This is a genomic window from Shigella dysenteriae, assembly GCF_022354085.1.
Taxonomy (GTDB): domain Bacteria; phylum Pseudomonadota; class Gammaproteobacteria; order Enterobacterales; family Enterobacteriaceae; genus Escherichia; species Escherichia coli.
In genome coordinates, this window is sequence record NZ_CP055055.1 from 2,034,963 (window position 1) to 2,061,541 (window position 26,579).

At 49.2% G+C, this 26,579-nt stretch carries 30 protein-coding genes and 2 pseudogenes; 16 read left to right on the forward strand and 16 right to left on the reverse strand.

The genetic code is table 11. From position 1 onward, the window contains the following. Window positions 1–21 precede the first annotated feature (21 nt). From HUZ68_RS09760 to ymgI, 3 genes are read right to left on the reverse strand one after another with little or no spacing between them, the layout of a single operon-like run. Window positions 22–357, reverse strand: a complete 336-nt coding sequence (locus tag HUZ68_RS09760; RefSeq protein WP_000979977.1) for a YmgD family protein — start codon at window positions 355–357, stop codon at window positions 22–24. 3 nt (window positions 358–360) lie between these two features. After that, complete coding sequence (locus tag HUZ68_RS09765; RefSeq protein WP_000726974.1) at window positions 361–705, reverse strand: YMGG-like glycine zipper-containing protein; 345 nt, start codon at window positions 703–705, stop codon at window positions 361–363. A gap of 1 nt (window position 706) precedes the next feature. Then, window positions 707–880, reverse strand: a complete 174-nt coding sequence (gene ymgI, locus HUZ68_RS09770; RefSeq protein ID WP_000122465.1) for a protein YmgI — start codon at window positions 878–880, stop codon at window positions 707–709. A gap of 100 nt (window positions 881–980) precedes the next feature. Between ymgI and ymgJ the strand changes: the two genes are divergently transcribed. The 3 genes and pseudogenes from ymgJ to HUZ68_RS09785 form a co-directional block, all read left to right on the forward strand. After that, window positions 981–1,166: a protein YmgJ gene (ymgJ, locus tag HUZ68_RS09775; RefSeq protein ID WP_071607531.1), complete on the forward strand. Its 186-nt coding sequence runs from the start codon at window positions 981–983 to the stop codon at window positions 1,164–1,166. Then, window positions 1,127–1,246 carry a hypothetical protein gene (locus HUZ68_RS09780; protein WP_001131446.1) on the forward strand — a complete coding sequence of 40 codons (120 nt, stop codon included), beginning with the start codon at window positions 1,127–1,129 and terminating at the stop codon, window positions 1,244–1,246. Before ymgJ ends, HUZ68_RS09780 begins: the two co-directional genes overlap by 40 nt. A 34-nt stretch (window positions 1,247–1,280) precedes the next feature. After that, a pseudogene (locus HUZ68_RS09785) lies at window positions 1,281–1,625 on the forward strand (autotransporter outer membrane beta-barrel domain-containing protein); the annotation flags it as partial. A gap of 371 nt (window positions 1,626–1,996) precedes the next feature. Here the strand turns inward: HUZ68_RS09785 and minE are convergent. From minE to minC, 3 genes are read right to left on the reverse strand one after another with little or no spacing between them, the layout of a single operon-like run. Further along, on the reverse strand, window positions 1,997–2,263 hold the full coding sequence (gene minE, locus HUZ68_RS09790) for a cell division topological specificity factor MinE (protein WP_001185665.1): 267 nt from the start codon (window positions 2,261–2,263) through the stop codon (window positions 1,997–1,999). Between the two features lie 3 nt (window positions 2,264–2,266). Continuing rightward, the gene (minD, locus tag HUZ68_RS09795; protein WP_000101055.1) at window positions 2,267–3,079 is read right to left on the reverse strand and encodes a septum site-determining protein MinD; all 813 of its coding nucleotides are present in this window, start codon (window positions 3,077–3,079) and stop codon (window positions 2,267–2,269) included. 23 nt (window positions 3,080–3,102) lie between these two features. Further along, window positions 3,103–3,798, reverse strand: a complete 696-nt coding sequence (gene minC, locus HUZ68_RS09800; protein WP_001312756.1) for a septum site-determining protein MinC — start codon at window positions 3,796–3,798, stop codon at window positions 3,103–3,105. Window positions 3,799–4,317: 519 nt separating this feature from the next. On the opposite strand from minC, the gene HUZ68_RS09805 reads away from it, so the two are divergent. Then, the gene (locus HUZ68_RS09805; protein ID WP_001056856.1) at window positions 4,318–4,686 is read left to right on the forward strand and encodes a YcgJ family protein; all 369 of its coding nucleotides are present in this window, start codon (window positions 4,318–4,320) and stop codon (window positions 4,684–4,686) included. Window positions 4,687–4,805: 119 nt separating this feature from the next. On the opposite strand, the gene pliG is transcribed toward HUZ68_RS09805, so the two are convergent. After that, window positions 4,806–5,207: a g-type lysoyme inhibitor PliG gene (pliG, locus tag HUZ68_RS09810; protein ID WP_000695220.1), complete on the reverse strand. Its 402-nt coding sequence runs from the start codon at window positions 5,205–5,207 to the stop codon at window positions 4,806–4,808. A 241-nt stretch (window positions 5,208–5,448) separates the two neighbouring features. Between pliG and HUZ68_RS09815 the strand changes: the two genes are divergently transcribed. From HUZ68_RS09815 to HUZ68_RS09825, 3 genes are all read left to right on the forward strand, one after another. Further along, a complete protein-coding gene (locus HUZ68_RS09815; protein WP_001295992.1) occupies window positions 5,449–5,742 on the forward strand; it encodes a YcgL domain-containing protein in 294 nt (97 codons plus the stop codon). 71 nt (window positions 5,743–5,813) lie between these two features. Beyond that, complete coding sequence (locus tag HUZ68_RS09820; RefSeq protein ID WP_000284277.1) at window positions 5,814–6,473, forward strand: fumarylacetoacetate hydrolase family protein; 660 nt, start codon at window positions 5,814–5,816, stop codon at window positions 6,471–6,473. Between the two features lie 91 nt (window positions 6,474–6,564). Further along, window positions 6,565–7,011 (forward strand): YcgN family cysteine cluster protein, encoded by a 447-nt coding sequence (locus HUZ68_RS09825; RefSeq protein WP_001306825.1) that lies wholly within the window; start codon window positions 6,565–6,567, stop codon window positions 7,009–7,011. Between the two features lie 206 nt (window positions 7,012–7,217). Here the strand turns inward: HUZ68_RS09825 and hlyE are convergent, their stop codons facing one another. After that, entirely contained in the window at window positions 7,218–8,129 is a 912-nt protein-coding gene (gene hlyE, locus HUZ68_RS09830; RefSeq protein ID WP_001306826.1) for a hemolysin HlyE, read from the reverse strand. 372 nt (window positions 8,130–8,501) lie between these two features. Here hlyE and HUZ68_RS09835 point away from each other — a divergent pair, with 372 nt between their 5' ends. Both HUZ68_RS09835 and umuC read left to right on the forward strand, forming a co-directional pair. Further along, the gene (locus HUZ68_RS09835) at window positions 8,502–8,921 is read left to right on the forward strand and encodes a translesion error-prone DNA polymerase V autoproteolytic subunit (protein ID WP_000897378.1); all 420 of its coding nucleotides are present in this window, start codon (window positions 8,502–8,504) and stop codon (window positions 8,919–8,921) included. Continuing rightward, window positions 8,921–10,189, forward strand: a complete 1,269-nt coding sequence (gene umuC / locus HUZ68_RS09840) for a DNA polymerase V catalytic protein (RefSeq protein ID WP_000457623.1) — start codon at window positions 8,921–8,923, stop codon at window positions 10,187–10,189. The genes HUZ68_RS09835 and umuC overlap by 1 nt, the downstream gene beginning before the upstream one ends. Window positions 10,190–10,234: 45 nt before the next feature. On the opposite strand, the gene dsbB is transcribed toward umuC, so the two are convergent. Beyond that, window positions 10,235–10,765 (reverse strand): disulfide bond formation protein DsbB, encoded by a 531-nt coding sequence (gene dsbB, locus HUZ68_RS09845; protein ID WP_112925474.1) that lies wholly within the window; start codon window positions 10,763–10,765, stop codon window positions 10,235–10,237. 145 nt (window positions 10,766–10,910) lie between these two features. After that, entirely contained in the window at window positions 10,911–12,452 is a 1,542-nt protein-coding gene (gene nhaB, locus HUZ68_RS09850; RefSeq protein WP_000406391.1) for a Na(+)/H(+) antiporter NhaB, read from the reverse strand. A gap of 221 nt (window positions 12,453–12,673) precedes the next feature. Between nhaB and fadR the strand changes: the two genes are divergently transcribed. Next, window positions 12,674–13,393 (forward strand): fatty acid metabolism transcriptional regulator FadR, encoded by a 720-nt coding sequence (gene fadR / locus HUZ68_RS09855; RefSeq protein ID WP_000234823.1) that lies wholly within the window; start codon window positions 12,674–12,676, stop codon window positions 13,391–13,393. A 50-nt stretch (window positions 13,394–13,443) separates the two neighbouring features. Here fadR and HUZ68_RS09860 read toward each other — a convergent pair whose 3' ends face one another. Further along, window positions 13,444–14,976, reverse strand: coding sequence for a SpoVR family protein (locus HUZ68_RS09860; protein ID WP_000190855.1), 1,533 nt, complete (start codon window positions 14,974–14,976; stop codon window positions 13,444–13,446). Window positions 14,977–15,305: 329 nt separating this feature from the next. On the opposite strand from HUZ68_RS09860, the gene dadA reads away from it, so the two are divergent. Both dadA and dadX read left to right on the forward strand, forming a co-directional pair. After that, a complete protein-coding gene (gene dadA, locus HUZ68_RS09865; RefSeq protein WP_001266892.1) occupies window positions 15,306–16,604 on the forward strand; it encodes a D-amino acid dehydrogenase in 1,299 nt (432 codons plus the stop codon). 9 nt (window positions 16,605–16,613) lie between these two features. Next, window positions 16,614–17,684, forward strand: coding sequence for a catabolic alanine racemase DadX (gene dadX, locus HUZ68_RS09870; protein WP_000197885.1), 1,071 nt, complete (start codon window positions 16,614–16,616; stop codon window positions 17,682–17,684). Between the two features lie 168 nt (window positions 17,685–17,852). On the opposite strand, the gene HUZ68_RS09875 is transcribed toward dadX, so the two are convergent. After that, a complete protein-coding gene (locus HUZ68_RS09875; RefSeq protein ID WP_089619373.1) occupies window positions 17,853–19,289 on the reverse strand; it encodes a leucine-rich repeat domain-containing protein in 1,437 nt (478 codons plus the stop codon). Window positions 19,290–19,570: 281 nt separating this feature from the next. On the opposite strand from HUZ68_RS09875, the gene HUZ68_RS09880 reads away from it, so the two are divergent. Together HUZ68_RS09880 and HUZ68_RS25130 are read left to right on the forward strand one after the other, a co-directional pair. Beyond that, complete coding sequence (locus tag HUZ68_RS09880; protein ID WP_124788773.1) at window positions 19,571–19,807, forward strand: hypothetical protein; 237 nt, start codon at window positions 19,571–19,573, stop codon at window positions 19,805–19,807. Window positions 19,808–19,891: 84 nt separating this feature from the next. After that, window positions 19,892–20,038: a hypothetical protein gene (locus HUZ68_RS25130; RefSeq protein ID WP_418909966.1), complete on the forward strand. Its 147-nt coding sequence runs from the start codon at window positions 19,892–19,894 to the stop codon at window positions 20,036–20,038. Here HUZ68_RS25130 and HUZ68_RS09885 read toward each other — a convergent pair. Together HUZ68_RS09885 and ldcA are read right to left on the reverse strand one after the other, a co-directional pair. Continuing rightward, window positions 19,976–21,646, reverse strand: a pseudogene (locus HUZ68_RS09885) (potassium/proton antiporter); the annotation flags it as partial. The gene HUZ68_RS25130 and the pseudogene HUZ68_RS09885 overlap by 63 nt on opposite strands. Before the next feature lie 94 nt (window positions 21,647–21,740). Beyond that, complete coding sequence (ldcA, locus tag HUZ68_RS09890) at window positions 21,741–22,655, reverse strand: muramoyltetrapeptide carboxypeptidase (protein ID WP_047669121.1); 915 nt, start codon at window positions 22,653–22,655, stop codon at window positions 21,741–21,743. Window positions 22,656–22,754: 99 nt separating this feature from the next. Here ldcA and emtA point away from each other — a divergent pair, with 99 nt between their 5' ends. After that, window positions 22,755–23,366, forward strand: coding sequence for a membrane-bound lytic murein transglycosylase EmtA (emtA, locus tag HUZ68_RS09895; RefSeq protein ID WP_001295616.1), 612 nt, complete (start codon window positions 22,755–22,757; stop codon window positions 23,364–23,366). Window position 23,367: 1 nt separating this feature from the next. Here emtA and ycgR read toward each other — a convergent pair whose 3' ends face one another. Beyond that, window positions 23,368–24,102 (reverse strand): flagellar brake protein YcgR, encoded by a 735-nt coding sequence (ycgR, locus tag HUZ68_RS09900; protein ID WP_000020146.1) that lies wholly within the window; start codon window positions 24,100–24,102, stop codon window positions 23,368–23,370. A gap of 200 nt (window positions 24,103–24,302) precedes the next feature. Here ycgR and HUZ68_RS09905 point away from each other — a divergent pair, with 200 nt between their 5' ends. Then, the gene (locus HUZ68_RS09905; protein ID WP_000511315.1) at window positions 24,303–24,557 is read left to right on the forward strand and encodes a GlsB/YeaQ/YmgE family stress response membrane protein; all 255 of its coding nucleotides are present in this window, start codon (window positions 24,303–24,305) and stop codon (window positions 24,555–24,557) included. 49 nt (window positions 24,558–24,606) lie between these two features. On the opposite strand, the gene HUZ68_RS09910 is transcribed toward HUZ68_RS09905, so the two are convergent. Then, window positions 24,607–26,577: a TonB-dependent receptor plug domain-containing protein gene (locus tag HUZ68_RS09910; RefSeq protein WP_033815763.1), complete on the reverse strand. Its 1,971-nt coding sequence runs from the start codon at window positions 26,575–26,577 to the stop codon at window positions 24,607–24,609. Window positions 26,578–26,579 lie beyond the last annotated feature (2 nt).

The window sequence follows — 26,579 nt, forward strand, 5'->3', positions numbered from 1 at the left end:
GACGCGGTAACATATGAAATATTATTTTTTGCCGATAGCACGCATGGTGTCATCAATTGCCGTGATCAACAGCATTTGCGGGTCTTTAGCGCAAACCTGATTCAGTTTTTCTACCACTTTGGCGCTCAGTTCCGGAGATTGCTCAATTTTTAAATCACGGCTGGCAACGCTGGCATTACCCATTACCGCAACAATTTCTGCAACCTGTGCGCTGTCAGTTTTTGCCATTTCGTTGGCTTCTGCGCAAGTAATATAGGTTTCTGACGGCAAACCGTTTTTAATATTGTAGTCCTGCGCCCAGGTCATTGGTGCGAAAACAAACAGGCCCGCCAGTAAAGCAAATTTTTTCATCATCATTCCTTATTTCATTTTACCCAGAATTGCACCACCCGTACCGCCAATCACGGCACCTTTAATCGCCCCTTCGAGGCCATTGCCGGTCAGAACGCCAGTGACAGCACCAACGGCGGCACCCACTTTTGCACCTTTACGCGCATTTTTACCGTCGCGGCCTTTTTCTGTTACTGCACCAACACCAGCGCCAACAGCTGCACCTTTCAGTACGCCATTAACACCATTGCCAGTAAGTAACCCAACGCCTGCGCCTAGCAATGCACCTTTCGTGGTGCGGTTCATATCCGCCATCGCTGGCGTGGAGCAGAACAATGCTGAGATAAGCCCGAAGGCAAGTATTTTTTTCTTCAACTTAGATGTCCGGTATTAAGTAAGTTGCACACACAATAATTTCGTCTTCAATTAAGATCTGCTTAACTAAAGAACGCTCGCTATTATTCAGATAATTCAAAATGAGCGTGACGGTGATGATAGGAATTATGTTTTTTACGTGAATGAGAATAATCTTAAATGAGGAATAACTCATTGATTGACAATATTTTTATTCAAGAAGTGTCATTGACTGTTAACGCAATGTTGTAAAGGTAAGATAATCTGATTTATCAATATTATTGTGTGATTTTTATGTGAGCAGAAGATATTCATCAGCAACGATTACATTAGTCATTTTATTTTGCCGACGGCCTCATTGTCGAAAAGTCAGCGTACGACAGTATTATCTGAAAAGAGTGATTTTTTATCCAACTACACTTCAGCGCACTGCGTTTAAAAAATGCCTCTTTCTTATGCGGGATATCATCATTTCATCATGATGTCTTTGGTGAGCGGTGAACACAATACACCTGCGCTGTCTCTTCAGGATGAATCCCCTGGTCTGGTGCCTGCGGGCTGATGTTGCAGCCGAGCTAAGGTCACTTAGACGCTACTATCATTTATCCAATGGCATGGAATCGAAATCAGTCGATACCCGCAGTATATATCGTGAACTGGGTGCAACGCTGAGTTACAACATGCGTCTGGGGAACGGTATGGAAATTGAGCCGTGGCTGAAGGCGGCTGTGCGCAAAGAATTTGTCGATGATAACCGGGTGAAGGTGAATAATGACGGTAATTTCGTCAATGATTTGTCGGGCAGACGTGGAATATACCAGGCAGGTATTAAAGCCTCATTCAGCAGTACGTTAAGCGGGTATCTCGGGGTGGGGTATAGCCATGGTGCTGGTGTGGAATCCCCGTGGAATGCGGTAGCTGGTGTGAACTGGTCGTTCTGACCATCAACGATTAAACTGCACTTCGGCACAGTTTTCGTTTACAGGATGTTAAAAGAGAAAATTCTGGGGTAAAAAAAGCCCGCCAGTTACGGCGGGAAACCTCATCCTATGGGAGAACAATGAATAATGAAATTGCGGGGTTATCATCTCCCAGCATATCCACACTAACAATAAGGTTATTTACTCAACCATGCATAAATATTTTGTTTTGTGCGTGGGAACAGCCTTAAGGTGTAAAGGGGGAGGTGGAAATAGCAATGAGGAGTATCAGCAAGAATACTCGCCGCTTTACCACAACGTCGATGAGAGGGATGAAAAACTCAAGGCAGAGATGACTCTGCCTTGAAGATAAATGCGCTTTTACAGCGGGCCTATTTCAGCTCTTCTGCTTCCGGCAAGGTCACGTTCAGCTCAAGAATAGAAATATCGCCATCTTTTTGCTCAAGCTGTACGGTTACCATCTCAGGATCAATTTGTACGTATTTACAAATGACCTCAAGAATATCTTTACGCAACTGCGGCAGATAATGCGGTTCTGCATCGCTGCGACGGCGTTCAGCAACAATAATCTGCAGCCGTTCTTTTGCAATGTTGGCTGTGTTTTTCTTCCGCGAGAGAAAGAAATCGAGTAATGCCATAACTTATCCTCCGAACAAGCGTTTGAGGAAGCCTTTCTTCTCTTCTTCAATGAAGCGGAAAGGACGTTCTTCTCCCAACAGACGTTCTACGGTATCTGCGTAGGCTTTACCCGCATCGGCGTTAATGTCGAGAATGACCGGTTCACCCTGGTTAGAGGCGCGCAATACTGATTGATCCTCTGGGATCACGCCGACGAGTTTGATGCGCAGGATCTCCAGCACATCTTCCATGCTCAGCATGTCACCTCTGCTTACGCGGCCTGGGTTATAGCGCGTTAACAGCAGGTGCTCTTTAATAGGCTCTTCGCCATTTTCTGCGCGGCGTGATTTCGACGCCAGAATGCCTAAAATACGGTCAGAGTCGCGTACTGAAGAGACTTCCGGGTTGGTGGTAATAATGGCTTCGTCTGCAAAATAGAGTGCCATTAACGCACCGGTTTCAATCCCTGCCGGGGAGTCACAAACGATAAATTCAAAATCCATCGCTTTCAGATCATCAAGAACTTTGGCGACCCCTTCACGGGTGAGGGCATCTTTATCGCGTGTTTGCGATGCCGGCAGAATATAGAGATTTTCAGTACGCTTATCTTTAATTAACGCCTGATTTAGCGTTGCATCGCCCTGAATGACGTTGACGAAATCGTAAACGACCCGGCGTTCACAACCCATAATCAGGTCGAGATTACGCAGGCCGATATCAAAATCTATCACGACAGTTTTCTTTCCCTTCTGGGCCAAACCAGTGGCGATGGCCGCGCTGGAGGTTGTCTTACCAACACCCCCTTTGCCCGAAGTAACAACAATAATGCGTGCCATAGAAATTCCTTGTTAAAAAGGGATCAATTTAACGGTTGAACGGTCAAAGCGTTTTCGACTAACTGCAGTCGCGCCGCTTTGCCATAAAATTCTGCTGGGATTTGATCACTCAGCCAGTATTCACCTGCGATGGACACCAGTTCCGCCATCAGGTTCGTACAAAATATTTGCGTTTCCCGGTCACCACTTGCCCCTGCCAGCGCACGACCGCGCATCATGCCATAGACATGAATGTTACCATCGGCAATCAATTCGGCCCCAGCGCTAACGTGGCTTGTAACAATCAGATCACATTGTGGAGCATAAATACGCTGACCGGAACGCACCGGGGTATCTATTAAACGCGTTTTTGTGACCGGCGTTGTATTTTGCGCTGGAGCCTGCGATGCGGGAGCTGGACGCGGCGCTTTTTCCTTTCCTTCCGTCAGGATAGGCAGCCCCATCTTTTCAATTTCGGCTTTAAGTTGCGCATCTTTGCAGCCACTTACGCCAATAACCCGCAAACCGGTTGCCGAAACCGCCTTATGCATCGCTGACCAGTTTACCGGGTCTTCCAGTGCACTGACGTTGAGTACAACGGGGGCATGTTTTAAAAATGCGGGGGCCTGAGCGATTTTGTCTTCCAGCGCCTGATGGATAACCTTAGGTTCTGCCTCATGCAGATGAACCACAGATAAAGTGAAGCTACTGCCTTTAAGCTCGATTGGCGTGTTTGACATCCTGGCCTTACTCAATTAGCTATTAATCATCGCCAGCGCGCGATGATGTTCCGAAGACTATAAGGCATGTTATAGTCTGGATTATATTGAGGCAAGTCACCCTCCCATTTATTCAGAGTAAAAGTCTATTCTGTGATAAATGGCGCTGATTCATAGCTTAAAAAATACCCTTGTCAATCAACCCATTGCCGTCGTACTTTTGATTCTTCTTATTTACGCTTCCTTTTTCCGCACCCTAATCGTGACAGCATCTCCAGACCTGTTTAAATATCCAGTATTGAGGCAAGTGTATTTTTTCACCACGCCAGGCTTTCTTAACTTTCCATTTTTTGCGGCATCATTAAAGAACAGATACCCGTTATCTTAATATCCGCCACAGAATTGCTCTATCATAGAAACCGCAGAAGACGTCTGATACTTCTGTCAGGTCATCGTAACTCGTCCAGGTCAGCGGTTTTGATTACGGATTGATGATGAAATGAGCATAAGTGTTGTACGGTTGGATTATCAGGATGTGCTATGAATATGATGCGTATTTTTTATATCGGATTGTCAGGTGTGGGGATGATGTTCTCATCAATGGTGTCTGGAAATGACGCTGGCGGACTTCAATCTCCGGCGTGCGGCGTTGTTTGCGACCCGTATATTTGTGTGAACTCAGATGGCATTTCCCCAGAGTTAACAAGGAAATATCTCGGCGAAAAAGCCGCTGAAAACTTACAATCATTACAAGGCTACGATCCCAGCGAATTTACATTCGCTAACGGTGTATTTTGCGATGTTAAAGAAAAATTATGTCGTGATGATCGTTATTTTGGTGTGGATGGTAAGCGGAGTGGAAAAATCAATCAAACCACCACAAAGATGTTATTTATGTGTCGTGAGTGATGCCTTGTTTACATTATGTTCTATTCGGCATTGTCTGCTATTCGTCATTAACCTCTTGAGCGACAGAGAGGAGTGGGGCGTTAACGTTTATGACGGGGAGAGTCCCCGTCGGTTGACATTTACTTAATTTGAATATCGACGTTATATTTTTTAGTTTTGTTTTTACGGGCGTCGTTTCGGGTTTGCAGCACTCGCAGCTCATATTTGCCAGAAGCAGGGAGTGAGTATTGTCCGTGACTATCGAGTTCTGGGGAATATCTGGATAAATCAACAGAATCATCGATTCCTGGCCCGAAGAGGTAAGTATCAGCGCCTTCATTAGAGATACTCACATGCACTTTCTGACCTTTTTTGGCATAGAAGGTATATGTATCGTAATCGTATCCCTTTATTTCGCCGGAGTACTGAGCGCTGCTATGGCCTTTTCTGAACTCAACATTGACATTCTTACCCGCAGCAAAGCTCGTGGAGGTTAGCAGTGCAAGCAGCAATACAGCCTTACTGATGCTCTTGATTTTCATTGGTAGTCTCCTGTTCAGAATGAGTACGATGAACTGTTATAATATAACAATCCATTACGGGAGAATTCCAGTGGCTTTCCTGCGTTCGGTAAAATCCCGTCGCGGCATTTTTGCCGGGGGGATTACTTATTAAGGGCGTATGGACTGAACAAACCGTAGAAATCTACAGCTGGCTGGCTTGTGGCGCGGGTTTCATTGATGTTAGCTTATGCCAAAACCTGGCATCTTAAAGAGTAAAAGTATGTTTTGTGTGATTTATCGAAGCAGCAAGCGTGACCAGACCTATTTATATGTCGAAAAAAAAGACGATTTTTCGCGTGTTCCTGAGGAACTGATGAAAGGTTTTGGTCAGCCTCAGTTAGCGATGATTCTGCCGCTGGATGGGCGGAAGAAACTGGTCAATGCCGATATTGAAAAGGTTAAACAGGCATTAACCGAGCAAGGTTACTATTTGCAGTTACCGCCACCACCCGAAGATTTGCTGAAGCAACATCTTTCCGTCATGGGGCAGAAAACAGACGACACTAACAAATAACCGATATCCGGCGGTGGCATTATCTTTGTCGGCGCGGGTTTTCATATCCACGATAAGGTGAGGGGAACGTTATGTATCAACATCACAACTGGCAAGGTGCGCTGCTGGATTATCCGGTGAGTAAAGTAGTTTGTGTTGGCAGTAACTATGCCAAACATATTAAAGAGATGGGCAGCGCAGTGCCCGAAGAGCCAGTGCTGTTTATTAAACCAGAAACGGCACTGTGCGATCTGCGGCAGCCATTGGCGATCCCATCCGATTTCGGTTCAGTTCATCATGAAGTCGAACTGGCGGTGTTGATTGGCGCGACGCTGCGTCAGGCTACGGAAGAGCATGTCCGCAAAGCCATTGCCGGTTACGGCGTGGCGCTCGATCTGACGTTGCGTGATGTTCAGGGAAAAATGAAGAAAGCCGGGCAGCCGTGGGAAAAGGCTAAAGCGTTTGATAACTCTTGTCCGCTTTCCGGGTTTATTCCCGCGGCGGAATTCACCGGCGATCCGCAAAATACAACGCTGGGCCTGAGCGTAAACGGCGAACAACGCCAGCAAGGTACGACTGCGGACATGATCCATAAAATCGTTCCGCTGATCGCTTATATGAGCAAGTTTTTTACCCTCAAGGCCGGTGACGTTGTGCTGACAGGCACGCCTGATGGCGTCGGCCCGTTGCAAAGCGGTGATGAGCTGACAGTCACTTTCGATGGGCATTCTTTGACAACTCGCGTTTTGTAATACTTTTTGCCGCCTGAAAGCGGCGGCAAAACTTGCATCGCTGTGCCAGACTGGTTATAAGGTGCGTTTTAACGTAATGGCGGAACACCTGATGAGCGATGTACCTTTCTGGCAAAGTAAAACCCTGGACGAAATGAGCGATGCGGAATGGGAGTCGTTGTGTGATGGTTGCGGTCAGTGTTGCCTGCATAAACTGATGGATGAAGACACCGACGAAATCTACTTCACTAACGTCGCCTGTCGCCAGCTCAATATTAAAACCTGTCAATGTCGGAACTACGAACGTCGTTTCGAGTTTGAACCCGACTGCATTAAATTAACCCGTGAAAATCTGCCAACATTCGAATGGCTGCCAATGACCTGCGCTTATCGTTTGCTGGCGGAAGGTAAAGATTTACCTGCGTGGCATCCGCTGCTTACTGGTTCGAAAGCGGCAATGCATGGTGAACGTATCTCTGTGCGTCATATCGCAGTGAAAGAATCAGAAGTGATTGACTGGCAGGATCATATCTTAAATAAACCTGACTGGGCGCAGTGATAAATTTAATAGATGTTGATGGGGGCTTTCTTAATATACGTCTGGATGCTCGCCATTTCGTAGCCCTGTTTTTGAAAGCGCTCTGTCATAATGAGAGTTACCCGATACCTTATTATCAACAGGTAACTCTCAATCTTTAAAAAACGTCTGTATTTTTAAATGTGATAAACTTTATACCTTGAGTACATGGAGAGAATAATCGCTGATCAGACTTCAGGTACCTCAAAGAGTGTCTTTTTACCGTGTCTTTTCTGATACTCATTACAGGTGTTAATCATTTTTTTTGCCGCTTCTTTTAGCAAAGAAAGCATTAAATCATCATAATCAACATAGAATCTGGTTGTTTCAGTTTCCGTTTTTATCTCCCCGATGGCGGCTATTTCGGTGGTTAATTTCAATTTGGCGGCATCGATATCTTTATTCGCTTGTTTAACCGTGTTAGACAGGGTGGTAAAGAAACTCTGCACAGATTTTAACTTGTTCTTCAATTCTGGAATCAGTTTCCCTTCAACTACGCCCGCGGCAATAGAATAGGAAATGATTAATCCAAATGGACCGGCGACGACACCGGCTGCGGCACCGGCATACGCTTCCTTCCTGATTTTATCTACCTGTGACTGGAAATAGCTGCTTTTTTCTGAAAAATCATTGGTTAACTGGCTATCTAACGCCAGCAGTTTCCCGGAAGCGTTGTTGAAACTTTGTGAGCTTACCAGCAGGGATTTTTGCGCTTCATTCAGCTTCGTGATGCCGTCATCCAGTACCTTAATGAGAATGTCTTTCTGGGCGGATGCTTTCTTCTCATTGTACTCATCAAATAGCAAAATATACGCTGCGAGCAATTGCGTCGCAACACCACACCATTCATACACTGTTTGGGTTGCTTCAAAATACTTATCCTGGCTATCCATAAGTAAGGTTTTAATATCGCCAACTAAAACGGAGGCTGCCTGTGAATACTCCTGTTTAAAGCGACTTAACTCTTTTATGGTTTCATCAAAGGTCTGCCAGGGGATGACCTGATCGAGATATTTATTATAAAGATCCAATGCTCCATCTGCGGTTTCGATTGCGTTTTTAACTACCTCTACCGTTTTATCTGCAACGATTTCAGTCATAATCATTCGCCTCTTTAAATATATAAATTGTAATGAAACTCCTGTTTTACAACTATTAATGAATTTTACTTCATCTAATTCATAGTTAGCCGGGAGAGATGCGTCAATGTCTTTATTTATATTAATATGATAAATATCAAACAATGTTTAATGTCATTATGGCGAATGCTTCTATTCTATTTTTTAGCCGGGTGATATTTTTCATTTCTGCTGGATGAGCGTCGTCGCCAGAAGGCCGCGTGAGCACAGGATAAGAGAACGAAAAATCAGCAGTCTATGCAGCGACAAATATTGATAGCCTGAATCAGTATTGATCTGCTGGCAAGAACAGACTACTGTATATAAAAACAGTATAACTTCAGGCAGATTATTATGTTGTTTATCAAGCCTGCGGATCTCCGCGAAATTGTGACTTTTCCGCTATTTAGCGATCTTGTTCAGTGTGGCTTTCCTTCACCGGCCGCAGATTACGTTGAACAGCGCATCGATCTGAATCAACTGTTGATCCAGCATCCCAGCGCGACTTACTTCGTCAAAGCAAGTGGTGATTCTATGATTGATGGTGGAATTAGTGACGGTGATTTACTGATTGTCGATAGCGCTATTACCGCCAGCCATGGTGATATTGTCATCGCTGCTGTTGACGGCGAGTTTACGGTGAAAAAATTGCAACTACGCCCGACGGTACAGCTTATTCCCATGAACAGCGCGTACTCGCCCATTACCATCAGTAGTGAAGATACGCTGGATGTCTTTGGTGTGGTGATCCACGTCGTTAAGGCGATGCGCTGATGTTTGCCCTCTGTGATGTAAACGCGTTTTATGCCAGCTGTGAGACGGTGTTTCGCCCTGATTTATGGGGTAAACCGGTGGTTGTGCTATCGAATAATGACGGTTGCGTTATCGCCCGAAACGCTGAGGCAAAGGCGCTGGGCGTTAAAATGGGCGATCCCTGGTTCAAACAAAAAGATCTGTTTCGTCGCTGTGGCGTGGTTTGCTTTAGCAGCAATTATGAGCTTTACGCAGACATGAGCAATCGGGTGATGTCGACGCTGGAAGAGCTATCGCCCCGCGTCGAGATTTACAGTATTGATGAGGCATTCTGCGATCTGACAGGTGTGCGTAATTGTCGCGATCTGACTGATTTTGGCAGAGAAATTCGCGCAACGGTGCTACAACGTACCCATCTTACTGTTGGTGTGGGGATCGCCCAGACCAAAACGCTGGCTAAGCTTGCTAATCATGCGGCAAAAAAATGGCAGCGGCAGACGGGTGGGGTGGTGGATTTATCAAATCTGGAACGCCAGCGTAAATTAATGTCTGCTCTCCCCGTGGATGACGTCTGGGGGATTGGACGGCGGATCAGCAAAAAACTGGACGCGATGGGGATCAAAACCGTTCTCGATTTGGCGGATACAGATATCCGGTTTATCCGTAAACATTTTAATGTCGTGCTCGAAAGAACGGTGCGTGAACTGCGCGGTGAACCCTGTTTGCAACTGGAAGAATTTGCACCGACAAAGCAGGAAATTATCTGTTCCCGCTCGTTTGGTGAACGCATCACGGATTATACGTCGATGCGGCAGGCCATTTGTAGTTACGCTGCCCGGGCGGCGGAAAAACTTCGCAGTGAGCATCAATATTGTCGGTTTATCTCCACATTTATTAAGACGTCACCATTTGCGCTCAATGAACCTTATTACGGCAATAGCGCGTCGGTAAAACTGCTGACGCCCACTCAGGACAGCAGGGATATCATTAACGCCGCTACGCGATCTCTGGATGCCATCTGGCAAGCGGGCCATCGCTACCAAAAAGCGGGCGTGATGCTGGGGGATTTCTTCAGTCAGGGAGTCGCGCAGCTCAATTTATTCGATGACAACGCACCGCGCCCCGGGAGTGAGCAATTGATGACGGTAATGGATACACTGAATGCTAAAGAGGGCAGAGGAACACTCTATTTTGCCGGGCAGGGGATCCAGCAACAATGGCAGATGAAGCGAGCCATGCTTTCACCACGTTATACAACGCGAAGTTCTGATTTACTGCGGGTCAAATAAATATAGCGGCAGGAAAAAAGCGCTCCCGCAGGAGCGCCGAATGGATTAGCGACCGAACAGATCACGTTTTTTCGCTTTAAACGGCTGGGAAACCACCACCAGCACCGCGACAATCAGGTAAGCGATAAAAATACCGAGCAGCCACTGCGGCATTTCCAGACCTAAAAAATCCCACTGACGCTCGGCGCAATCGCCAGAGGCGACAAACACTTGCGGCACCCATTTATCCAGCGGCAGCCATTCCGGGAAACGAACCATAAAATCACAGGTGGCAAACGGCGAAGGATAGAGCTGAAGCATGGTGTGCTCGTAAGTTAACTGCACACCGCGGAACGCACTATACAACCAGATAACCATCGCTACATAACGCAGTGGCGTTTTTGGAGCGATCGCGCCAATCAGCGCAGCACCCAGAACGCCGAATAACGCGCAGCGTTCATAAATACAGAGCACGCAAGGTTTCAGTAACATCACATGCTGGAACCACAGCGCCGTCAGTTCCAGTGCCAGAGCAGTAAACGCCATCAACAGCCACGCGCCCCGGCCTTGTGAACATTGGTTCAAAAATCGCAACATAATCATTTCCCTGCAATATGCATAGAGTGCGCAGTTTAAACCAATTCATTCGCTGCGCCACCAGGAGGCAGCAAAAATAGGACGCAATTGGACAATTATCGGGCGAAAAGGCAAACCGGGCATTTATATGCCCGGTAAGTTGTTATCAAAGCGTTGCGATCCAGCCCATTTGCATAAACCATTCGGTTACAGGGGCAAGTGTAAACTCGACGCAGAGCAGTCCGACGAGTGTCAGGACGAGGGTGTAAGGCAGGGCCATCCACACCATGCGGCCATAAGAAAGGCGAATCAATGGCGCGAGTGCAGAGGTCAGCAGGAACAGGAACGCAGCCTGACCGTTCGGCGTAGCGACAGAGGGCAGATTGGTACCGGTATTAATGGCGACCGCCAGCAGCTCGTATTGCTTCAACGTGATAGCGCCACTTTCCATTGCCGCTTTCGCTTCGTTGATATAAATCGTCCCCACGAAGACGTTATCCGAAATGGATGACAGCAGTCCGTTGAAAATATAGAACAACGACAGCTGAGCATGTTCCGATGCCTGCAACACAAACTGAATAATCGGCGAAAACAGTTGTTGGTCGATAATCACCGCGACTACCGAGAAAAACACCGTCAACAGTGCGGTGAATGGCAGAGATTCGGTGAAGGCTTTACCGATAGCATGTTCATCGGTGACACCGGTCAATGATGTTGCCAGAATAATGACTGACAAACCAATCAAGCCAACTTCCGCCAGATGCAACGCCAGCGCAGTCACCAGCCAGACGCCAATAATCGCCTGGACAATCAGACGGATTTTATCCTGACGGGTGCGCTGGTGGCGGCTTTGATCGTCAAACTGCTGCAGGACTTCGCGGACTTTCTCCGGCAGCGTTTCACCGTAGCCAAACCAACGCAGCTTCTCTACCAGCAGGCAGGTTAACAGGCCACAAATCAGAACCGGAACGGTCACCGGCGACATGCGCAGGAAGAAATCGCCAAAATGCCAGCCAGCCGCTTTAGCGATGATCAGGTTCTGTGGTTCGCCCACCATGGTCATCACGCCGCCTAATGCGGTGCCGACACCGGCATGCATCATCAGGCTACGCAGAAAGCCACGGAACTGTTCCAGAACCACTTTGTAATGCTTGTCGATATGACTATCGTCTTGCAGGTCGGTGTCTTCGGTACGGGAAGAGGCTACGCGATGATAAATACCATAAAAACCGACTGCAACGCTGATCACCACCGCCACGACGGTTAAGGCATCGAGGAACGCGGAGAGGAACGCTGCCGCCACGCAAAAAGAGAGCGACAGCAGCATTTTGGAGCGAATGCTTAACAGCAAACGGGTAAATATGAACAGCAACAGCTGTTTCATAAAATAGATACCCGCCACCATAAACATCAATAACAGCAAGACTTCAAGATTTGCCGCCACCTCTTCACGGACGTGTTCCGCGCTGGTCATGCCGATGAATACCGCTTCGATAGCCAACAGGCCACCGGGGAGCAGCGGGTAGCATTTCAGGGCCATCGCCAGAGTGAAAATAAATTCCGCTACCAGCAACCAGCCAGCGACGAAAGGGCTAATGAGGAAAATTAACGGATTTACGATTAAGAAAATGATGAGGGCGAGTTTGTACCAGTCGGGGGACTGGCCCAAAAAATTGCGCCATAGCGCGCGGCCCCAGGAGATCTCCATGATGGTTTCCCTTACCTTACAAATAATCAATGATGTTTTTATGTTTAAACGCAAAGCTTAACGGTCAGGCAGGAGTGAGGCAAGTCTTGATAGTCAAGGGGAAAGAGATGCGGAAAATGAAGCCTTGATCCCTTTTTTCTTCTTTTTGTCTGCTATCAGCGTAGTTAGCCCTCTGGTATGATGAGTCCAACTTTGTTTTGCTGTGTTATGGAAATCTCACTATGGTCATTAAGGCGCAAAGCCCGGCGGGTTTCGCGGAAGAGTACATTATTGAAAGTATCTGGAATAACCGCTTCCCTCCCGGGACTATTTTGCCCGCAGAACGTGAACTTTCAGAATTAATTGGCGTAACGCGTACTACGTTACGTGAAGTGTTACAGCGTCTGGCACGAGATGGCTGGTTGACCATTCAACATGGCAAGCCGACGAAGGTGAATAATTTCTGGGAAACCTCTGGTTTAAATATCCTTGAAACACTGGCGCGACTGGATCACGAAAGTGTGCCGCAGCTTATTGATAATTTGCTGTCGGTGCGTACCAATATTTCAACTATTTTTATTCGCACCGCGTTTCGTCAGCATCCCGATAAAGCGCAGGAAGTGCTGGCTACCGCTAATGAAGTGGCCGATCACGCCGATGCCTTTGCCGAGCTGGATTACAACATATTCCGCGGCCTGGCGTTTGCTTCCGGCAACCCGATTTACGGTCTGATCCTTAACGGGATGAAGGGACTGTATACGCGCATTGGTCGTCACTATTTCGCCAATCCGGAAGCGCGCAGTCTGGCGCTGGGCTTCTACCACAAACTGTCGGCGTTGTGCAGTGAAGGCGCGCACGATCAGGTGTACGAAACAGTGCGTCGCTATGGGCATGAGAGTGGCGAGATTTGGCACCGGATGCAGAAAAATCTGCCGGGTGATTTAGCCATTCAGGGGCGATAATCCCTTCCGTTTAAAAAACAAACCCCTCAAACGAGGGGTTTTTGTTGTTTTTACAGATTTCCCATTCTCGGCGGGCAACGTTCCAGCAACTCGACGCTGCCGTCTTCGTTTTGCTGTTCCAGCATCACATCAAATCCCCACAGGCGATGCACATGCTTCAGTACTTCTTTGCGCCCCCGATCCAGCGGTGCGCGATTATGTGGAATGTAACGCAGCGTCAGCGAACGGTCGCCGCGCAAATCCACGTTCCAGATCTGAATATTCGGCTCCAGATTACTTAAGTTATATTGCGACGATAGCCGGTTACGGATCTCCCGATAACCTTCTTCATTATGAATAGCGGAAATCTCCAGATAATTATGCCGATCGTCATCCAGCACGGTGAAGAAGCGGAAATCACGCATCACTTTCGGCGACAGGAACTGGCTGATAAAACTCTCATCTTTGAAATCACGCATCGCGAAATGCAGCGTTTCCAGCCAGTCGGAACCGGCGATATCCGGGAACCAGTATTTGTCTTCTTCCGTTGGCGACTGACAAATCCGTTTAATATCCTGGAACATGGCGAACCCGAGGGCATACGGGTTGATGCCGCTGTACCACGGGCTGTTATAGGGCGGCTGGAAGACCACATTGGTGTGGCTGTGCAAAAACTCCAGCATAAAACGTTCCGTTACTTTCCCTTCATCATACAGATGGTTAAGGATGGTGTAGTGCCAGAAAGTCGCCCAGCCTTCGTTCATCACCTGAGTCTGTTTTTGCGGATAAAAATACTGGCTCACCTTACGCACAATACGCAGGATTTCACGCTGCCATGATTCCAGCAGTGGCGCATTTTTCTCCATAAAATAGAGCAGGTTTTCTTGTGGTTCGGACGGATAACGGCGCGCTTCAGCAACCGTTTTCTCTTCCTCGCGCTTCGGCAGGGTACGCCAGAGCATATTGACCTGACTTTGCAAATACTCTTCGCGACTTTTCTGCCGGGCTTTCTCTTCTTGCAGCGAGATTTTTTGCGGGCGTTTGTACCGGTCCACGCCGTAGTTCATCAGCGCGTGGCACGAGTCCAGAAGCCGTTCTACTTCATCAACGCCATAACGTTCTTCGCACTCGGTAATATATTTACGGGCAAAAATCAGATAATCGACAATCGAACTGGCGTCGGTCCAGCTACGGAATAAGTAATTGTTTTTGAAGAAAGAGTTATGCCCATAGCAGGCATGAGCCATCACCAGCGCCTGCATGGTAATGGTGTTCTCTTCCATCAAGTAAGCGATACACGGGTTAGAGTTAATGACGATTTCATAGGCCAGTCCTTGCTGACCGTGCTTATACAGCCGTTCAGTCTCGATAAACTTTTTACCGAATGACCAGTGCGGATAGTTAATTGGCATGCCGACGCTGGAGTAGGCATCCATCATCTGTTCTGAGGTTATCACTTCAATCTGGTGCGGGTAGGTATCCAGCCGGTAGAGTTTCGCCACCCGGTCTATCTCTGCCAGATAAACATCCAGCAGGTCGAACGTCCAGTCGGGTCCATCGCTCAAACGTGTGGTGTCCTTATTCATAGAATCGATCGTCGCCATACGCGCACCTCATTGTTGTCGGCGCTCTCTGTGTGGAGCACCTCATTTCAAGCATAGAACACCTGTTAAAAACCGCGTCGCCGGAGAATTTTTTTCTTTGCGATTTCTTATTATCAGAGTGCCACTAATCCGCTTCTGAACGGAATTTTATGCTGGATAAAAAGGGCGTTCAGCAGGAGATACTAAAGACGCCATATTGCCGCAGAGTCAGGGAGATGTGAGCCAGCTCACCATAAAAAAGCCGTATGTTGAATAATATTTTCAACTAAGTTATCAAGATGTAATTAGATTATTATTCTTTTACTGTATCTACCGTTATCGGAGTGGCTATGCGAGTTGTCATACTGGGAAGTGGTGTGGTAGGCGTTGCCAGCGCCTGGTACTTAAATCAGGCAGGACATGAGGTCACCGTCATTGATCGGGAGCCGGGGGCCGCCCTGGAAACCAGTGCCGCGAATGCCGGGCAAATCTCCCCCGGATATGCTGCACCGTGGGCGGCACCAGGTGTGCCTTTAAAAGCGATCAAATGGATGTTCCAGCGCCATGCGCCGCTGGCGGTTCGTCTCGACGGTACGCAGTTCCAGTTGAAATGGATGTGGCAAATGTTACGTAACTGCGACACCAGCCACTACATGGAAAACAAAGGGCGGATGGTGCGTCTGGCGGAATACAGCCGTGATTGCCTGAAAGCATTGCGCGCCGAAACCAATATTCAGTATGAAGGGCGTCAGGGTGGGACGCTGCAACTGTTCCGTACCGAACAACAGTATGAAAATGCGACCCGCGATATCGCCGTGCTGGAAGATGCTGGCGTACCGTATCAACTGCTGGAATCAAGCCACCTGGCGGATGTGGAGCCCGCGCTGGCAGAAGTGGCGCACAAACTGACGGGCGGCCTGCAGTTACCCAATGATGAAACCGGAGACTGCCAGCTGTTTACCCAGAATCTGGCGCGGATGGCGGAGCAGGCGGGGGTTAAATTCCGCTTTAATACGCCCGTTGACCAACTGCTTTGCGACGGCGAGCAAATCTACGGCGTGAAGTGTGGCGATGAAGTGATTAAGGCCGATGCGTATGTGATGGCGTTTGGTTCTTACTCGACGGCGATGCTCAAAGGCATTGTTGATATTCCGGTGTATCCGCTGAAAGGCTACTCGCTGACTATTCCAATTGCGCAGGAAGATGGTGCGCCGGTATCCACCATTCTTGATGAAACCTACAAAATCGCCATTACCCGTTTCGATAACCGCATTCGTGTTGGCGGAATGGCGGAAATTGTTGGCTTTAACACCGAGCTGTTGCAACCGCGTCGTGAAACGCTGGAGATGGTGGTTCGCGATCTCTATCCACGCGGCGGTCATGTCGAGCAGGCGACTTTCTGGACGGGTCTGCGCCCGATGACGCCAGACGGCACGCCGGTTGTCGGGCGTACACGCTTTAAAAATCTGTGGCTGAATACCGGTCACGGCACGCTCGGCTGGACGATGGCTTGCGGTTCTGGTCAGTTGTTAAGCGATCTGCTCTCTGGTCGCACGCCAGCGATCCCGTATGAAGATCTAAGCGTAGCGCGCTACAGCCGTGGATTTACGCCATCACGCCCGGGCCATTTACATGGCGCACACAGCTAAGGAAACGAGATGACCCGTCCGATACAGGCCAGCCTCGATCTGCAGGCATTAAAACAGAATCTGTCCATTGTCCGCCAGGCCGCGACGCACGCGCGCGTCTGGTCGGTGGTAAAAGCGAACGCTTACGGGCATGGTATTGAGCGTATATGGAGCGCGCTCGGGGCCACCGATGGCTTTGCATTGCTTAACCTGGAAGAGGCAATAACGTTACGTGAGCGCGGCTGGAAAGGACCGATCCTGATGCTGGAAGGATTTTTCCATGCTCAGGATCTGGAAATTTATGACCAGCACCGCCTGACCACCTGCGTACACAGCAACTGGCAGCTCAAAGCACTGCAAAATGCGCGGCTAAAAGCACCGTTGGATATTTATCTTAAAGTGAACAGTGGGATGAATCGGTTGGGCTTCCAGCCCGATCGCGTGCTTACCGTCTGGCAGCAGTTGCGGGCGATGGCGAATGTTGGCGAAATGACCCTGATGTCGCATTTTGCCGAGGCGGAACATCCTGATGGAATTTCCAGCGCGATGGCGCGTATTGAGCAGGCGGCGGAAGGGCTGGAGTGTCGGCGTTCGTTGTCCAATTCGGCGGCGACTCTGTGGCACCCGGAAGCGCATTTTGACTGGGTTCGGCCTGGCATTATTTTGTATGGCGCTTCGCCGTCCGGTCAGTGGCGTGATATCGCCAATACCGGATTACGTCCGGTGATGACGCTAAGCAGTGAGATTATTGGTGTCCAGACGCTAAAAGCGGGCGAGCGTGTGGGCTACGGCGGTCGTTATACTGCGCGCGATGAGCAGCGAATCGGCATTGTCGCCGCAGGATACGCCGACGGTTATCCGCGCCATGCGCCTACCGGCACCCCTGTTTTAGTTGACGGCGTGCGCACCATGACAGTAGGGACAGTTTCGATGGATATGCTGGCGGTCGATTTAACGCCTTGCCCGCAGGCGGGTATTGGTACGCCGGTTGAGCTGTGGGGCAAGGAGATCAAAATTGATGATGTCGCCGCCGCTGCCGGAACGGTGGGCTATGAGTTGATGTGCTCGCTGGCGTTACGTGTCCCGGTTGTGACGGTGTAACTTGTTGTAAGCCGGATCGGAGGCAACGTCTTCTGGTTGCAAAAAAAATCATCCATCCGGCTGGTCAGCAACTGTAGTTGTTAATGTGACAGAGCCATTGCCCATGATAGTGCCCATTAAAATGATGGACACTATTTCCCCGGAACCTGAACTCACCGCACAGGCGTTCTACATAAAACGCTTACGTTTCATTGTTGACTCGAACTCGACTTCAGATAAATCACGCTTCACCCTTGATGCAGGTTCGGGTTCATGTTCAGATTGTTGATTAACAGGCTGCGAGTCCTGTTGTCTTTCCAGACTCAACAGGCCCAACTGCTGATTCAGGAGTTCCAGGTCCTCCTGTACCTTCACGCGCTCCAGGAGTTCCGGGTCATCCAGGAACTCCAGATCCATAAGGTCATCCAGGTCCTCCAGCTTCTCCAGCTTCTCCAGCTTCATCTGGCCCTCCTTGTGCAAAAAGCCCAAAAGGTCCTTCAGGCCCTGCTGTTTTTTCAGGCCCTCGACGGCTTTGAGCAGCGTCGGTAAATTGTCTTTGTCCCACGGGTTACCATTACAGTCAAACACCTTCAGGCTCTGGGGCTGCGGCACCTGTACCGTTTTAAACTTGTTTTCTCCACAGTAGTAAATTATTAGTTTGGGCGGCAGCCGTGGTGAAGAGATCAAATCGTTACTAGAACAGTCAAATACTTTCAGGCGAGTCAAGTTCTCCAGCATCTCATCAGGTATTGAGTTAATATTGTTGCCAGCACAGGACAGTTTATACAGGTACTGGGGCATCGACGGCGGTAAAAATTGCAAGAAGTTTTCAGAACAGTTAATCACTCTCAGGTTAGTCGACAGCTCAGGCAGCCAGATAATATAGTTTTCATAGCACTTCAGTACCATCAGTTTCGGGGGCTGCACCTTCGGTAACAAGATCAAAAAGTTCTCCATACATTCAAGCACTCTCAGCCCCTTTGGCATTACCTCCGGTAAGGCGGTCAACACGTTTCTACTGCAGTTAAATTCAATCAGATGTGGAGGCAAATTTTCAGGGAGTGAAGTCAGTCCAAGGTTGCTAAGATCGAGCATACTCTGTCTTGTTATGAGACATTCCTTCATTCTGCGCAATGCTTCTGCCCGGTCTTCAATCTGGCTTGCTGACTGGTTTTCTTCCAGGATATCTTCCTTGATTTCTTTCAGTCTTTCTTTCAGGTCTTCTTGGGGAATTTCTGACTGTTTGTTTTGCCGGTTTTCTTCCAGGATGTCGTGCAGTTTTTTTTGCAGGTTTTCTTGCAAACCTTCCCGCTCCATAGCCCATTGGCACCATTCGGCGACCATCATGAACTCGTTATGTTGCGGATTCAGGGGAGTCCCCAACGTGATGATGGTATTGTTGTCCACCTGTATGTTCACTTTGCCCGCGATACTGAGGTCAATGATCTGCCAGGGGGCATCACCCCAGCTGAATTTTTGCGGGCTGAGATACTTCATGTTCTGCAAAATTTGATTCTTGAGTTCCACCGACAGGAAGAGCCGCCTTGGCGGGCGTCGTACGCCTGTGTTAACGGAAGATGGGGGAATAGCGGGGGCGAATGGGCAGATGTCTTTAAAGCTAGCCATAATGCTACGTATCCTTGAAATAAATATCCTCTGGCAGCGCCGGAGACGTGAATGTGGTCATCGCAAAGGAGCCACAGGACGTCATTTGCGCTGATATAACTACTCATCGTTGACTTTTTCCCTGGTCAGAAATGCCGTGTCGGGTCTGGTACATGCTGTATTACGGCCCAGGTAGCTCTGACGTATTAAAGAAAATACGAGAGCGAACGACCCGGAAATAATCGTTATTAAGCAAAGGAATAACTATAAGAAATCGCTCATGCATCCGGTGCTATAGGCGGATGAAACGCGTATTGCGTGGGCTACGTCAGCGCGGCAGGTTGCGTGGGGGAATATGTTCAGGCGATGTCAGGCTGGGGCCCCTGATGGTTGACGGGGATACCGGTAATGCGGGGCTGGTTATTCTTCACCTGTTGCAGTCGGAAGAAGCCATTACGCTGACTTTCTTGAGCCGGTGTTTTGAGTTTATTGGCCAGAGCCTGCAATGGTTTGTCATCCATAATTTAACCTTCTTCTGATGTTGGAATGTGCATATCAAAATCAGGAAATGACAAGTTTATATACAGGCTCAGGCTGCGTTAAGCAAAGCATCGTAACCGGCGATAGATGCTTCATTAAATTTAAGATTCAGCTTCCTCTTCAGCCACTCGAACGCCAATCTTCAACACTTCATTATCTTCTTTCTCGGCCACCGTCCAGATCATTCCGGCAAACTCTACCTGGTCACCGACAACCGGTGCCGCGCCTAACAACTGCTGGACAATTTCACCCAGCGTTTGCTGTTTATCACGATATTCTCGCCCGTCTTCCAGGCCATATATCAGCGCAACATCAGCATATTTGGCGCTGGCTTCGAGAATGAAGTCACCAAAGAAGCGTTGATCCAGCGCGACCGGTGGCGACTGGCTGAACAGTTTACCGAGCGCCGGGAGATCGCGTTCCCGACCAATTACACACAATACATCGCCTTCGCGCAGTCGGGTGCTGCCGGTAGGATGAAGCAACTGGTTATCACGAAACAGGGCTGCAATACGCGTCTCTTTTGGCATATGCAAATCGCGCAGTGCCGCACCTACACACCATTTATCAGCACTCAATTGATAAACAAACTGTTCCCACGGATTTTCCGGATGAATATCCAGGCCAACGCGTGACACCGGACGTCCGACGGGCGGAACCACCACTTTGGCCTTTTTAGCCGCCCACGAGAGTGATGTTCCCTGCAAGAGCAGTGAAACCAGAACCACAAAGAAGGCGACATTAAAGAACAGACGTGCATTCTCCAGCCCCGCCATCATCGGGAACACGGCCAGAATAATCGGCACCGCGCCGCGTAATCCCACCCAGCTGATAAACACGCGCTCACGCAGATTAAAACCACGGAACGGTAGCAATCCGGCAAATACTGAAAGAGGACGGGCGAAGAAAATCATCCATGCGGACAAAATGAGCGCCGGAATGGCAATAGGCAGCAGATCGCTTGGGTTAACCAACAGCCCCAGCACCAGGAACATGGCGATTTGCGCCAGCCAGGCGAGGCCGTCGAAATTTTGCAGGATGCCGTAGCGGTTGCGAATCGGCCGATTACCCAGCAGAAAACCGCACAGATAAACAGCCAGAATACCGCTACCTTCCAGCGCCGTGGTTAAAGCAAAAATTAAAATACCGCCGCTTAACGCCAGCAATGGATATAAACCGGCGGGCAGGGCGATGCGATTAATCATTTGCAGCAGTAAATAACCACCGCCAAGACCGATGACAATCCCGAGGCCAAATTGCTGCAGAATATCAACCACGAACATCCAGCTGACACTGCTTTCATGCTGCTGGATCATCGCAATCAGGGTAATCGTCAGAAAGACCGCCATTGGATCATTACTGCCGGATTCAATTTCCAGCGTCGAGCCAACACGTTCGTTAAGCCCCTTACCACCCAGCAGAGAAAAGACCGCTGCAGCATCGGTGGAGCCGACGATAGCGCCGATTAATAAGCCTTCAATCAAATCAAGATTAAACAGCCACGCCGCCATCATGCCGGTTAAACCAGAGGTGATAAGTACGCCCAGCGTCGCCAGCGACAGCGCCGGTCCTAACGCCACACGAAAGGAACTGGCCTGAGTGCGCATCCCACCGTCGAGCAAAATAATCGCCAGCGCCAGGTTACTTACCATGTAGGCGAAGGGGTAATTATCAAACGGGATACCGCCGACGCCATCGACTCCCGCCAGCATGCCGATCGCCAGAAAAATAACCAGAATAGGAATGCCAAGACGGGAAGAAAATGAACTAAGTAATATACTGCTGGTGACAAGGATGGATCCTAAGATGAAAAGGCTAATTATTGTTGTGGCATCCAACGGTCGGTTACTCCTGATTACGCTGTCTCTTATATAAACCCTACCATATTAGCGGCAGAGACAGCGTTTTACTTAGCCCTGAAGCGTGATTTTTTTACATTTTAAGAACAGGATGACCGCTAATCGTCAACTGAGTGCCTTCATGGGTGTTATTAAGCATGGCATGTGCGCCCAACGGCAGCGTAACCGTGCGTTGTTCATGACCAAAATCGAGGCCGGTAATGAGTGGAATCGACAGGCAGGAACGCAAAAACGCGTACACTGACTCCAGGTTGTAACCTGCGTCATAATCATTGGGCGTGCTGCCGCTAAAGCTACCGAGAATAATCGCCTTCTGACGTGGCAAAATTCCAGCATGATAGAGCTGCAACAGCATACGTTCGACGCGGAAAGGGTGCTCGTTAATATCTTCCAGCACCAGGATACCGTTCTCAATTTGTGGCATCCACGGTGTACCGATCAGTGAAATCAGCATCGCAAGATTGCCTCCCCACAACGTGCCTTCGGTCTGACATGTCGGGCCTTCCCCTTGCCATTCAATGGTGAAGGTTTCATTGCGTAACGCCAGCCAGAAATGGTGCTCGGTAAAGGCGTTCAGTTCATCCGCGCCAAAGTTTGCTACCAGCATGGGGCCGCTAAAGGTGATGACATTGCCTTGCGCCAGAAGACCGCACTGAATGGCGGTAAAATCGCTATGCCCGCATATGAGCAACGGGTCATATTGTTGGCGAGCCACCAGTGCCTGCCAGTCAATATCTGCCAGTAAACGACTGGCACCGTAACCGCCGCGTACAGCCAGCACGATGGTGTTGGGGGTGGTCAGTCTGGCAAGGGAATTGAGATCTTCCAGACGCTCCGTTTCCGTACCCGCAAAACGCTCACAACGACGGGCAATAACCTCGACGTTATTGACTTGATGCCCCGCGTCGGTAAGGCGCTGGATACCACGCAGCGCGGCGTGCTGTTTAATGCAGTAACCCGATGGGGCAATTAAGTGAAACAGAGACATGGCAATTCCTTGCTGACAACAGAAACGAAATGTATATCATGCCGCTTAGGTGTGCCGTTGTCACCTCAACGGCGATTCCAGGCTATAAGGATAGAAGAAGTGAAATTGAGATGGTTTGCCTTTTTGATTGTGTTATTAGCGGGTTGTTCATCAAAGCATGACTATACGAACCCGCCGTGGAACGCGAAAGTTCCGGTGCAACGTGCGATGCAGTGGATGCCAATAAGCCAGAAAGCCGGTGCAGCCTGGGGCGTCGATCCACAATTGATCACGGCGATTATCGCTATCGAATCGGGTGGTAATCCGAACGCGGTGAGTAAATCGAATGCCATTGGTTTGATGCAGTTAAAAGCTTCAACCTCCGGACGTGATGTTTATCGGCGTATGGGCTGGAGTGGTGAGCCGACGACCAGCGAGCTGAAAAATCCGGAGCGTAATATTTCTATGGGGGCGGCTTACCTGAATATTCTGGAAACCGGCCCGCTGGCAGGCATTGAAGATCCGAAGGTACTGCAATATGCGCTGGTGGTGTCATATGCTAACGGGGCAGGTGCGCTGCTACGGACTTTCTCGTCAGATCGGAAAAAGGCAATCAGCAAAATCAACGATCTGGATGCTGACGAGTTCCTCGATCACGTAGCGCGAAATCATCCTGCGCCGCAGGCTCCGCGCTATATCTACAAACTTGAGCAGGCACTGGACGCGATGTAAATCAGTCGCGTACTTTGTCCGCTTTCTCTCGGGCTTCCCGCTCGAGAGAGAAAATAATCCGCTGTAATTGCCGCTCCACCGTCGGGCTGACGTTAAGAAAACGGAAGCTCAGACGGGGAGTGGTGATGGTTTCATTCTTGCCATCAATCACTTTGCGCTCGCTGATGGAGATTAACTGGGCGTCAAAGTGAAAAACACCCCATTGCCCCATGTTGACTTCAATCTGAGCGAAGCGCATACCTTCGTGCAACCCGGCAGGCTTTGCTGTTTCCAGTAATGCGCCCATGCCGCCTAACGACAAATCATACAGGCGGAAACGTAACGTACTGTTATCCGCCAGTTTGGTCTGGCAAAAATAAGGCGGATGGAGTGGGGCGGAGATGCGGAAATATCGGCGTCGTTGTACAAACCATAAGGTGGGAGGCGGTACGGTAATAAATGCCGGAAGCTGCAAGTATTCACTCTGTTGTAGTTGTTCAACAGTAAACTCGACTTTCGCACCCTGAGTTTCGGCGGTAATGGTAATGTGCTGTGCCTTTAGTACGGCGATGTTGTCTTCGGCTTGACTGCCGAAATCCAGCACCAGTTTATCCGGGGTTATTACCAGTATTTTGCTGATCAGCTGCCCGCCATTCCAGCTGATACGCAAAGGAATTGCGGCTTTGTGCAAATCGCGTAACACGCCCAGGACGGCTAACGGATTTTGTTTCAGGAACTGCTCATGGTAATGACTCACGCGGAAAAACTCCTGACTGACAAACTGTCTTTGGTTTATCGGTCACAGTTAACAAAACTTAATACAAATGCGTGAATATTTTTTACATGTTGTTCTTAAATCAGCCGACAAACGCCCAGCGTCGATCCTGCCCTTGCCTATACTTAGAGCGTTGACGTAAGCATTTCTTGCGTCCGATTCATCGAAACGAGGGCCTGAACATGGGAATTATTGCCTGGATTATTTTTGGCCTGATAGCCGGCATTATCGCCAAGCTAATCATGCCGGGGCGTGATGGTGGTGGATTTTTCCTGACCTGTATTCTGGGGATAGTCGGTGCGGTGGTCGGCGGCTGGCTGGCGACCATGTTTGGCATTGGCGGCTCCATCAGCGGTTTTAATTTGCACAGCTTCCTGGTGGCGGTGGTGGGAGCTATTCTCGTTCTGGGCGTATTCCGCCTCCTGCGAAGAGAATAAGATTTTCATAAGGCGGATAGCGATACAGATGCCGCTATCCGCTTTCACATCAGAACGTATACTCGACACCTGCCCAGAAATTGCGGCCTTCTTCAATAAACCCTTCACTGTAGGCATATTGGGTATCAAACAGGTTATTGACCGACGCATTGACGCTGAAGCCATGACCTAAGGTGTAATCGGCTCGAATGTGGGTCACCGCAAAACCGGCGGCTTTTTGTGAACCGTCACTGTTGCTGTAGCTGGAGGAACGCGCCTCTTCCGACAGCGTTACGCTTAACGGCTCCCACGGTTTGAGAGTCATCCATGCGGTCATTGTCTGCGTTGGCAGATCGGTTATCTTGCCGATGTCTTTGCGTTTGGCGTCAGCGTGGATCAGGGCGTAGCTCAATCCTACATCCAGTATATTGCTGATTTTCCCCTTAATACCGGCATCCAGACCGCTGTAATCCACCGTGCCGCTGTTCTGATTTTGAATGGTATCGGCATCGATATTGTGCGAGAGGATGGCATCACTCACCCGGTTATAGTAAACGCTGACCTCAAATCCCCAGTCGCGCGTGAAGGCACCATTCCAGGTTAAATCCACCCCGCGAGCGCGTTCCGGCTTGAGCTGCGGGTTAACAATCGCTATCTGGTTATACGCAGGTTTGGATGTGGTATAGCGTTCTTTCAGCGTCGGAAAGCGTGTGCGGTCATAGTACGAAAGCGCCAGCGTGTCTTCATTGACAAAGTGGTATTTCCCCATCACCTGCCAGTTAAAAGCTGACTGATTGTTGTCGTCATAATGGGTGATGCTGCCATCTTTCTCGTGTTTTTTCGCTTCTACGCTATCGCGCCAGTCATAGCTGATTCCAGCCACAACATCGACATTATCGGCAGCAGCCCATTGATATTCACTGGCGAGCGACCAGGTACGATCTTCATAGCGATCGTAAGCGGCGTGCGGCGCACCTTTTTCCCGGTGTACGTCATCTTTCCAGTTAACGGCAAACGACAGCAGATCGTTTTCACGCACATCGGCTGCCAGTTGTAATCCGGCACCGTCGCTGTAATCGGAATAATGGCTGTAGCTGCCTTTTTTATTTTTCAAATCAGCCAGCGAGTTGTACATCATCAGCGTATTTTCAAAGGTGTCGCGATACAGCCGACTTTTCAGGGTAAAACGATCGTTTAGTTGGGTCGTTCCCTGATAATAAAAACTTTCTTTGTCATACTCTGGCCACTGCCAGTAGCGTGATTTTTGACCACTATTTCCGCTGTATGGCGGGTTATCTTTTTCACCATCCTGCTTAATGTAAGTCAGTGTGTATTCATCGTTTTCACGTGGTGTAAATCCGAGCTTCACAATGCCGCGTTTATCATCAGCCGATGAATTAATCATCTTGCCGTGGTTGCCTGCAATATCATTATTTACACCATGCGGCAGGCCGAGAAAATCCTGCTTTAGCTGGCTACCGCTGACTTGCAAATACCCCAGATCGCTGCTGGCGGCAAATGAAGCATGCATATCGTAGGCATTGTCCTGGCTACGGCTCCATCCCTGGCGATATCCCAGACTTGCTTCCAGAGGTTTTGTTGGCTTCTGGGTGGTGATATTAATGGCTCCGCCCATCTGATTAGGCCCCTGAAGCAGCGACGAATACCCTTTGGAAACTTCGACTGCCCCCAGATTGTTGGTCAGAATCCGCGCCAGATCGAGGTTGCCGTCATAGGGAACATAAATGGGCACACCGTCGAAATAGACCGGCACCTGCCGACTATCAAAGCCACGAACTTTTACCTGTTCTTCGTTGCGGCTGCCTGACTTTTGCAGCACCACGCCGGGGACGACACTTAATGCCTGAGCGACATTCTGTTTATCCAGGGCCTTCATGGTGGGTTGATCGAGAACGGTGGTCGTCGTCGATGATACCGGACTGGACCATACGGTCAGCGAGTCGCTCTCCTGAGCCGCTACGGCCTGCTGGGTAAAGGCAAGTGATAATGCTGTGCAGAGATAATGTTTTTTGAGTCTCATAG

Excerpts from the sequence above, each read along its gene's own strand:
- HUZ68_RS09760 (WP_000979977.1), bottom strand. The coding sequence starts at position 357 with ATGATGATGAAAAAATTTGCTTTACTGGCGGGCCTGTTTGTTTTCGCA.
- ymgI (WP_000122465.1), bottom strand. The coding sequence starts at position 880 with ATGAGTTATTCCTCATTTAAGATTATTCTCATTCACGTAAAAAACATA.
- HUZ68_RS09780 (WP_001131446.1), top strand. The coding sequence starts at position 1,127 with ATGCCTCTTTCTTATGCGGGATATCATCATTTCATCATGATGTCTTTG.
- minE (WP_001185665.1), bottom strand. The coding sequence starts at position 2,263 with ATGGCATTACTCGATTTCTTTCTCTCGCGGAAGAAAAACACAGCCAAC.
- minD (WP_000101055.1), bottom strand. The coding sequence starts at position 3,079 with ATGGCACGCATTATTGTTGTTACTTCGGGCAAAGGGGGTGTTGGTAAG.
- minC (WP_001312756.1), bottom strand. The coding sequence starts at position 3,798 with ATGTCAAACACGCCAATCGAGCTTAAAGGCAGTAGCTTCACTTTATCT.
- HUZ68_RS09805 (WP_001056856.1), top strand. The coding sequence starts at position 4,318 with ATGAATATGATGCGTATTTTTTATATCGGATTGTCAGGTGTGGGGATG.
- pliG (WP_000695220.1), bottom strand. The coding sequence starts at position 5,207 with ATGAAAATCAAGAGCATCAGTAAGGCTGTATTGCTGCTTGCACTGCTA.
- HUZ68_RS09815 (WP_001295992.1), top strand. The coding sequence starts at position 5,449 with ATGTTTTGTGTGATTTATCGAAGCAGCAAGCGTGACCAGACCTATTTA.
- HUZ68_RS09820 (WP_000284277.1), top strand. The coding sequence starts at position 5,814 with ATGTATCAACATCACAACTGGCAAGGTGCGCTGCTGGATTATCCGGTG.
- HUZ68_RS09825 (WP_001306825.1), top strand. The coding sequence starts at position 6,565 with ATGAGCGATGTACCTTTCTGGCAAAGTAAAACCCTGGACGAAATGAGC.
- hlyE (WP_001306826.1), bottom strand. The coding sequence starts at position 8,129 with ATGACTGAAATCGTTGCAGATAAAACGGTAGAGGTAGTTAAAAACGCA.
- HUZ68_RS09835 (WP_000897378.1), top strand. The coding sequence starts at position 8,502 with ATGTTGTTTATCAAGCCTGCGGATCTCCGCGAAATTGTGACTTTTCCG.
- umuC (WP_000457623.1), top strand. The coding sequence starts at position 8,921 with ATGTTTGCCCTCTGTGATGTAAACGCGTTTTATGCCAGCTGTGAGACG.
- dsbB (WP_112925474.1), bottom strand. The coding sequence starts at position 10,765 with ATGTTGCGATTTTTGAACCAATGTTCACAAGGCCGGGGCGCGTGGCTG.
- nhaB (WP_000406391.1), bottom strand. The coding sequence starts at position 12,452 with ATGGAGATCTCCTGGGGCCGCGCGCTATGGCGCAATTTTTTGGGCCAG.
- fadR (WP_000234823.1), top strand. The coding sequence starts at position 12,674 with ATGGTCATTAAGGCGCAAAGCCCGGCGGGTTTCGCGGAAGAGTACATT.
- HUZ68_RS09860 (WP_000190855.1), bottom strand. The coding sequence starts at position 14,976 with ATGGCGACGATCGATTCTATGAATAAGGACACCACACGTTTGAGCGAT.
- dadA (WP_001266892.1), top strand. The coding sequence starts at position 15,306 with ATGCGAGTTGTCATACTGGGAAGTGGTGTGGTAGGCGTTGCCAGCGCC.
- dadX (WP_000197885.1), top strand. The coding sequence starts at position 16,614 with ATGACCCGTCCGATACAGGCCAGCCTCGATCTGCAGGCATTAAAACAG.
- HUZ68_RS09875 (WP_089619373.1), bottom strand. The coding sequence starts at position 19,289 with ATGGCTAGCTTTAAAGACATCTGCCCATTCGCCCCCGCTATTCCCCCA.
- HUZ68_RS09880 (WP_124788773.1), top strand. The coding sequence starts at position 19,571 with ATGAAACGCGTATTGCGTGGGCTACGTCAGCGCGGCAGGTTGCGTGGG.
- ldcA (WP_047669121.1), bottom strand. The coding sequence starts at position 22,655 with ATGTCTCTGTTTCACTTAATTGCCCCATCGGGTTACTGCATTAAACAG.
- HUZ68_RS09905 (WP_000511315.1), top strand. The coding sequence starts at position 24,303 with ATGGGAATTATTGCCTGGATTATTTTTGGCCTGATAGCCGGCATTATC.
- HUZ68_RS09910 (WP_033815763.1), bottom strand. The coding sequence starts at position 26,577 with ATGAGACTCAAAAAACATTATCTCTGCACAGCATTATCACTTGCCTTT.